Source organism: Candidatus Methylomirabilota bacterium (assembly GCA_027293415.1).
GTDB lineage: Bacteria > Methylomirabilota > Methylomirabilia > Methylomirabilales > CSP1-5 > CSP1-5.
Genome location: JAPUFX010000066.1, coordinates 108791 through 116182, shown reverse-complemented (window position 1 = coordinate 116182; position 7392 = coordinate 108791). Strand labels below are relative to the sequence as shown.

Here is a 7392-nt window from a genome sequence, read left to right as displayed (position 1 = left end):
GCATATTATCCGAAGATAATACACCCACAGCTTCGGTACTATGCTTAGTCCCGCAAATTTTCGGCGCAGAATCACTTGACCAGTGAGCTATTACGCTTTCTTTAAAGGATAGCTGCTTCTAAGCTAACCTCCTGGTTGTCTGGGTAATTCTACATCCTTTCCCACTTAGCATTGATTTAGGGACCTTAGCCGATGGTCCGGGTTGTTCCCCTTTCGTCCATGAATCTTATCACCCATGGGCTGACTGCCAAGAAACATATAACAGGTATTCGGAGTTTGTTTGGGTTTGGTAAGCTGGTGTGCCCCCTAGTCCATTCAGTGCTCTACCCCCTGCATACTATCTTGACGCTATACCTAAATATATTTCGGAGAGAACAAGCTATCGCCGAGTTTGATTGGCCTTTCACCCCTAGCCACAATTCATCCAATAGGTTTTCAACCCTAACAGGTTCGGCCCTCCACACAGTGTTACCTGTGCTTCAGCCTGATCATGGCTAGATCACTCGGCTTCGTGTCTACCGCATACAACTGAATCGCGCTATTAACACTCGGTTTCCCTACGGCTCCGGGCCTGAGGCCCTTAACCTTGCTGCATACGAGTAACTCGCTGGCTCATTAAACAAAAGGCACGCCGTCAGGCATTGTCCCGACCGAAGTCGGAACCATAGCCCTCCGACTGCTTGTAAGTAGGCGGTTTCAGGTTCTATTTCACTCCCCTCACAGGGGTTCTTTTCACCTTTCCCTCGCGGTACTAGTTCACTATCGGTCACCAGCGAGTATTTAGCCTTGGAGGGTGGTCCCCCCAAATTCCCACAGGATTTCTCGGGTCCCGTGGTACTTGGGAATCCTACCCGGGGAGCCTTTCTCCTTTACCCTACGGGGCTATCACCCTCTGCGGCCAGCCTTTCCAGGCTGTTCGGTTAAGAGGAAGGTTGGTAACTCCCTGGATCCGCCGTACCGGACCCTGGTAGGACCCCACGACCCCGCTCCGACAACGGATACGGCCTATCACATCGGAACGGTTTGGGCTGCTCCCTTTTCGCTCGCCGCTACTGGGGGAATCTCGGTTGATTTCTTTTCCTCGGGGTACTGAGATGTTTCAGTTCCCCCGGTTCGCCTCCCGACCCTATGGATTCAGGCCGGGATGATGCCGGACAAACGGCATCGGGTTTCCCCATTCGGGAATCCCCGGATTAACGCCTGTGTGCGGCTACCCGAGGCTTATCGCAGCTTACCACGCCCTTCATCGCCTGCTGGTGCCAAGGCATCCACCGCCTACCCTTAGTAGCTTGACCCGTCCCACCGGTAAAAATACCAAGAGGGGTACGGGATCACCGGTTTCTGCCGGTTCTTCACAACCGTCTTCTCTATTTAGTTGTCAAAGAGCTGAACGACCTTTCACTGCACCCTCCCAGACTACCGGGAGGGGTCTCCATGATCTGTGATCTGTGGCTTCACGGGCCTGGTGGAGATGAGCGGATTCGAACCGCCGACCCCCTGCGTGCAAAGCAGGTGCTCTCCCAACTGAGCTACATCCCCACGGGAAGAGCATCGAGCGCGGGGTAGCGCGCGACGTGCCGCGCTTCGTGATCGGCGCTCACCGCTCATCTGATTGGTGGGCCTTCCTGGTTTCGAACCAGGGACCTCACGCTTATCAAGCGTGCGCTCTAACCAGCTGAGCTAAAGGCCCGTGAAAGCACAAAGGAGCGCCCAGACCACTCCACTCCCTCCCGGGACCGAAGCGGCCTGGACGGAAAATACCGCGCTACCGGCTTACGGGTGAATTGACCTACGACTTAGCACCGAACACAGAGCCTGCGCCCTGAGGTTGCCCTCTGCGCATCGCTCTCCTGCTCGCCGCAAAATCGCTCCTTAGAAAGGAGGTGATCCAGCCGCAGGTTCCCCTACGGCTACCTTGTTACGACTTCACCCCAATCACCGACCATACCTTTGGCGCCTGCCTCCCTTGCGGGTTAGCTCAGCGACTTCGAGTACAGCCGACTTTCGTGGTGTGACGGGCGGTGTGTACAAGGCCCGGGAACGTATTCACCGCGCCGTGCTGATGCGCGATTACTAGCGATTCCTCCTTCATGCAGGCGAGTTGCAGCCTGCAATCCGAACTTAGACCGGCTTTTTGGGATTAGCTCCCCCTCGCGGGTTTGCAGCCCTCTGTACCGGCCATTGTAGCACGTGTGTAGCCCAGGGTGTAAGGGGCATGATGACTTGACGTCGTCCCCGCCTTCCTCCCCGTTGACCGGGGCAGTTCCCTCAGAGTGCCCGGCATGACCCGCTGGCAACAGAGGGTGAGGGTTGCGCTCGTTGCGGGACTTAACCCAACATCTCACGACACGAGCTGACGACAGCCATGCACCACCTGTGCCGGCTTCCCTTGCGGGATCCTTTCCCTTTCGGGTCAGTACTACCGGCATGTCAAACCCTGGTAAGGTTCTTCGCGTTGCGTCGAATTAAACCACATGCTCCACCGCTTGTGCGGGCCCCCGTCAATTCCTTTGAGTTTCAACCTTGCGGCCGTACTCCCCAGGCGGGGCGCTTAATGCGTTAGCTGCGGCACGGAAGGGGTCAATACCTCCCACACCTAGCGCCCATCGTTTACAGCTGGGACTACCGGGGTATCTAATCCCGTTCGCTCCCCCAGCTTTCGCGCCTCAGCGTCAGTACCATTCCAGAGGGCCGCCTTCGCCACAGGTGTTCCTCCCGATCTCTACGCATTTCACCGCTACACCGGGAATTCCACCCTCCCCTCCTGGCCTCAAGCCAGGTAGTTTCCAATGCGGATCCTCGGTTGAGCCGAGGGCTTTCACATCAGACTTACCTGGCCGCCTACGCGCTCTTTACGCCCAGTAAATCCGAGCAACGCTAGCCCCCTACGTATTACCGCGGCTGCTGGCACGTAGTTAGCCGGGGCTTCCTCTGGCGGTACCGTCAACCCCGAGGAGTATTCGTCCTCGGGGGATTCGTTCCGCCTGACAGGGGTTTACAACCCGAAGGCCTTCGTCCCCCACGCGGCGTCGCTGCGTCAGGCTTTCGCCCATTGCGCAAGATTCCCCACTGCTGCCTCCCGTAGGAGTCTGGGCCGTATCTCAGTCCCAGTGTGGCCGATCACCCTCTCAGGCCGGCTACCGATCGTCGCCTTGGTGAGCCGTTACCTCACCAACTAGCTAATCGGACGCAAGTTTCTCCTCCAGCGAGAGCCCCTTGCGGGCGCCCCCTTTGCTCTTCATGGGATGCCCCAAGAAGACATCATCCGGTATTAGCCCACCTTTCGGAAGGTTATCCCAGACTAGAGGGTGGATTACTCACGCGTTACTCACCCGTTCGCCGCTTTACTCATCCCGTTGCCGGGACTTTCTCGCTCGACTTGCATGTGTTAGGCACGCCGCCAGCGTTCGCTCTGAGCCAGGATCAAACTCTCAAGAAAGAACGGCTTTGCCCTTACGGGCAAACTCGATCGGTCCGATATGCGGACCACCCGCCCGTAAGTCAGTAACGCGATATTCTGTTGTCAAAGAGCAAAGGGAAAGAAAAATGTACCAAGCCAGGGGTGTTCGTGGCTTGGATGAAATACTCCAAAATATAATATGGGAAGCCTGGTGTCCCTTGTCAAGGGGGGTCCCTGGTGGGATTTCCCGCCCGGATAGACTTTATACCAACCCCTTCCTGCCTTGTCAAGCCCTTTTTTCCATCATTTATACCCTATTTTCTTAAAGCGCCGCTTCCCCACCCGGACCTTATACTTCCGGTCAGGCTCAGGCTTGAGCGCTTGGTTCACGTCGAGGACCCTTTCGTCATCCACCTCGACCGCTCCCTGCTGGATCAGGCGCCGCGCCTCGGAGTTCGAACTGGTCAGACCAGCCGCCGTGAGGACTTGGGGAAGCAGGAAGATCCCGCTTGCAGAGGGAATCTCGAAAGTCTCAATCTCCTCCGGGTCCTGGCGGTCCCGAAAGACCCGATCAAACTCCTGCGCGGCCACCTCCGCCGCCTCTGGCGAGTGGTAGAGACTTACCAACATCCTGCCCAGGTTCGCTTTCGCATCCCGCGGGTGGAGAGTCCCTTGCTCGAGACCCTCTCGGATCTCGCCAATCTCGTCAGAGGACAGGCGAGTGGTCAGCTCGTAGTACCGAAGGAGCAGGCTATCCGGGATCGACATCACCTGGCCGAACATCTCCTTGGGGGGGTCTTCCAGGCCGATTGAGTTCCCTAAGCTTTTGGACATCTTCTGGACCCCGTCCAATCCTTCCAGGATCGGCAGCGTCATAATGACCTGGGGCTCCTGGCCAAAGTCCCTCTGGAGCTCCCGGCCGACCAGCAGATTAAATTTCTGATCGGTTCCACCCAACTCCACGTCCGCCTCGAGCACTACCGAGTCGTACCCTTGGATCAGAGGGTACAGAAATTCATGGATGCTGATGGGAAGCCCCTCGCGATACCGTTTCTGGAAGTCATCCCGTTCGAGCATGCGAGCGACCGTGTACCTCGACGCGAGACTTATCAACGCCTCACCTGACATCGCTCCCAGCCACTTGCTATTGAACTCGATCCGCGTCTTCACCGGGTCCAGGATCTTGAAGATCTGGCTCTTGTAGGTTTCGGCATTGCGCGCAACCTCCTCAGCCGTTAAAGGCTTGCGCGTGTCGGAGCGGCCCGATGGATCCCCGATCATTCCGGTAAAGTCACCGATCAAGAAAATAATCTCGTGGCCCAGCTCCTGGAACTGGCGAAGCTTGTGAAGGACCACGCTGTGGCCTAAGTGCAGATCTGGAGCCGTCGGATCCATCCCCAGTTTTACCCGCAGGGGACGTCCACGCTTCTCTAGCTTTCGGAGCAGCTCCTCCCGGCTGATCACTTCCACGGTACGGGAGGTGAGGATGGCCTGTTGCTCCCCCGGTGTCGCCTTGGCTATCATGACCCGCTCCTCATGGCTTTCCTCTCCCCCCAGGCCCTCGCGCTCTGTTATAATACCTTCGAATCTCCTCCTTTCCAAGGGTGACGATGGCATTGACACGCCGAGGTATGCTGAAAGGGTCCCTGTGGGCAGTTCTCCTGTTCTTCGTCATGGGAGCGGGAGTTGCCGGAGGGGTCGTGGCTGCCTACGTCCGAGACCTCCCACCCCTTGACATCCTCGAGGAGTACCAACCGAGCCTCGTCACCACCCTTTACGACGATCAGGGAAAGCCTTTCGCCTCCTTTTACGAACAGAGGCGCATCCTCGTCACTTTGGACAAGATTCCCCGCTTCCTCCGCGAGGCCATTATTGCGGTGGAAGATAGTCGATTCTATCAGCACTACGGACTCGATCCCGTCGGGATCACCCGGGCGCTCTGGTCCAATCTCAACTGCCTCTGCCTGGCCGAGGGGGGAAGTACAATTACGCAACAACTGGCCAAGGTCCTCTTCTTCACCCCTAAGAAGAGCCTCGGCCGGAAGTTTAAAGAGGCCCTGCTCGTCACGAGGATCGAGCGCGATCTCCCGAAGGACAGAATCTTGGAACTCTATTTCAACCAGATCTATTTCGGGCATGGGGCCTACGGAATAGAGGCAGCGGCGCAAACCCATTTCAATAAGTTGGTCGGTGAATTGAACCTTGCCGAAGCCGCCATGCTGGCCGGCCTCCCCAGGGCACCGAACTCCTACTCCCCCATCCTCCATCCCGAACGGGCTCGGAGGCGGCGCCACCACGTCTTGCAGCGCATGGTCCAAGAAAGATTCATCACGGCCGAGCAGGCCGAGGCCGCCACGAAATTCCCCTTCACCACTGCAACCTTCGCCAAGGGCAACAATCTCGCTCCCTATTTTGTCGAATACGTTCGTCAACATCTCGAGGACAAATTCGGAACCTACGCGGTGTACCACAGTGGGCTCCAGGTCTACACGACCATCAAGTTGAAGACGCAAGAGGCTGCGGCGCTGGCGTTGAGGAACGGACTCCAAAAGCTCCGAAAGCGGAAGCGTGTTCGACTGCAGACCTGGCTCTCCTTCGAAGAAGCACCCACCGAACCGCCGAAGGTGGGAGAAACCTTGCAGGTCACCGTGACGGGTGTGACAGATGTTCTTCTCGAGTTGCAAGTCGGCGATTATCGAGGAGCGATCCTCTTCGAGGAATTCACCAGAACGGGCCTGCCCGCGTATCACACCAGGCTCCAACCGGGAGATCAGATTCCCGTCCGGGTGGTGAAGCGGGAAGAGAATCGGATCGAGGTGGCCCTCGAACTCGATCCTGAAATCGAAGGGGCCTTCCTCGTTCTTGATCCCCGTGATGGAGCGATCAAGGCCATGGTGGGGGGGTACGACTTCCAGCGAAGCAAGTTCAATCGGGCGATCCAGGCCCGGCGGCAGCCCGGCTCAGCCTTTAAGCCCTTTGTCTATGCAACCGCCTTCGACATGGGCCTGACACCGGCCAGCATCTTCGAGGATAGCCCGGTCAGCTACCCCATGGTCATCGAGGATGAGATATTCGAATGGGCCCCCGAAAATTACGATCGGAAATTCCGAGGGCCCGTGACCCTACGTCAGGGCTTGGAGAAATCGATCAACATCGTAGCCGTCAAGCTGATCGAACAGATCGGGGTAGAACCAGTCATCCAGACGGCCAGGCGTCTCGGGATCAAAAGTCACCTCCGCCCAGAGTTCGGCTTAGCGCTGGGCGCCTCTGAAGTGAGTCTTCTTGAGATGGTCTCGGCCTATGGGGTCTTCGCTACCGGTGGCCATCGGGCTGAACCCTATGCTATCAAGAAGGTTCTGGATAGTAAGGGCGTAATATTGGAGGAATGGTTCGCGGAACCTCAGTTGGTTCTCAGGCCGGAGGTTGCTTTTGTCCTAACCCACGTCTTACAGGGGGTTGTGGAACGGGGGACGGGGAAGCGAGTGAAGGCACTGGAGAGGCCAATCGCCGCCAAAACAGGGACGACCGACAAGGCGAGTGATGTCTGGTTCATCGGCTACACCCCGAGTCTGGTGGCAGGGGTGTGGATTGGCTATGACATTAAGCGCTCCCTGGGGCCGTACGCGACCAGCTCCCAGCTGGCCGTTCCTATTTGGATAGACTTCGCGCAGGCAACCCTGCAAGGGGCACCCCTCGAATATTTTCAGGTCCCGGAGGGGGTCGTCCCTACACTCGCAAATTACCGGACAGGAGATCCCACCACTCTTAACGATCCCGATGCGATCCAGGAGTACTTCATCCAAGGGACCGAACCACAGCCCATCCCGATCCCCGTATACCAACCTCTGGAGTTCGAAACTCGGCGCGACAAGCCCTCGCGCCCCACCAAAATTGCCCGGCCCACGAAGCCCTCACGAGAAATGCCATCCCGCACAACGCCCCAGCCTACGACGATCCACCGGTCCCAATAATCCTTCACTGCCGGAACGACA

At 57.6% G+C, this 7392-nt stretch carries 2 protein-coding genes, 2 tRNA genes and 2 rRNA genes; 1 reads left to right on the top strand and 5 read right to left on the bottom strand.

Features of this window, described 5'->3' with window-relative positions:
- The 5 genes from O6929_05450 to tyrS form a co-directional block, all read right to left on the bottom strand.
- Positions 1-1295 (bottom strand): 23S ribosomal RNA (locus O6929_05450); the annotation flags it as partial.
- Between the two features lie 168 nt (positions 1296-1463).
- Positions 1464-1539: transfer RNA gene (locus tag O6929_05445), tRNA-Ala, on the bottom strand.
- A gap of 74 nt (positions 1540-1613) precedes the next feature.
- Positions 1614-1690: transfer RNA gene (locus O6929_05440), tRNA-Ile, on the bottom strand.
- A 186-nt stretch (positions 1691-1876) separates the two neighbouring features.
- A 16S ribosomal RNA gene (locus tag O6929_05435) occupies positions 1877-3439 on the bottom strand.
- Between the two features lie 264 nt (positions 3440-3703).
- On the bottom strand, positions 3704-4924 hold the full coding sequence (tyrS, locus tag O6929_05430; protein MCZ6479830.1) for a tyrosine--tRNA ligase: 1221 nt from the start codon (positions 4922-4924) through the stop codon (positions 3704-3706).
- An 86-nt stretch (positions 4925-5010) separates the two neighbouring features.
- Here tyrS and O6929_05425 point away from each other — a divergent pair, with 86 nt between their 5' ends.
- Positions 5011-7371, top strand: a complete 2361-nt coding sequence (locus tag O6929_05425) for a PBP1A family penicillin-binding protein (protein MCZ6479829.1) — start codon at positions 5011-5013, stop codon at positions 7369-7371.
- Positions 7372-7392: the final 21 nt, after the last annotated feature.

Excerpts from the sequence above, each read along its gene's own strand:
- O6929_05425 (MCZ6479829.1), top strand. The coding sequence starts at position 5,011 with ATGGCATTGACACGCCGAGGTATGCTGAAAGGGTCCCTGTGGGCAGTT.
- tyrS (MCZ6479830.1), bottom strand. The coding sequence starts at position 4,924 with ATGATAGCCAAGGCGACACCGGGGGAGCAACAGGCCATCCTCACCTCC.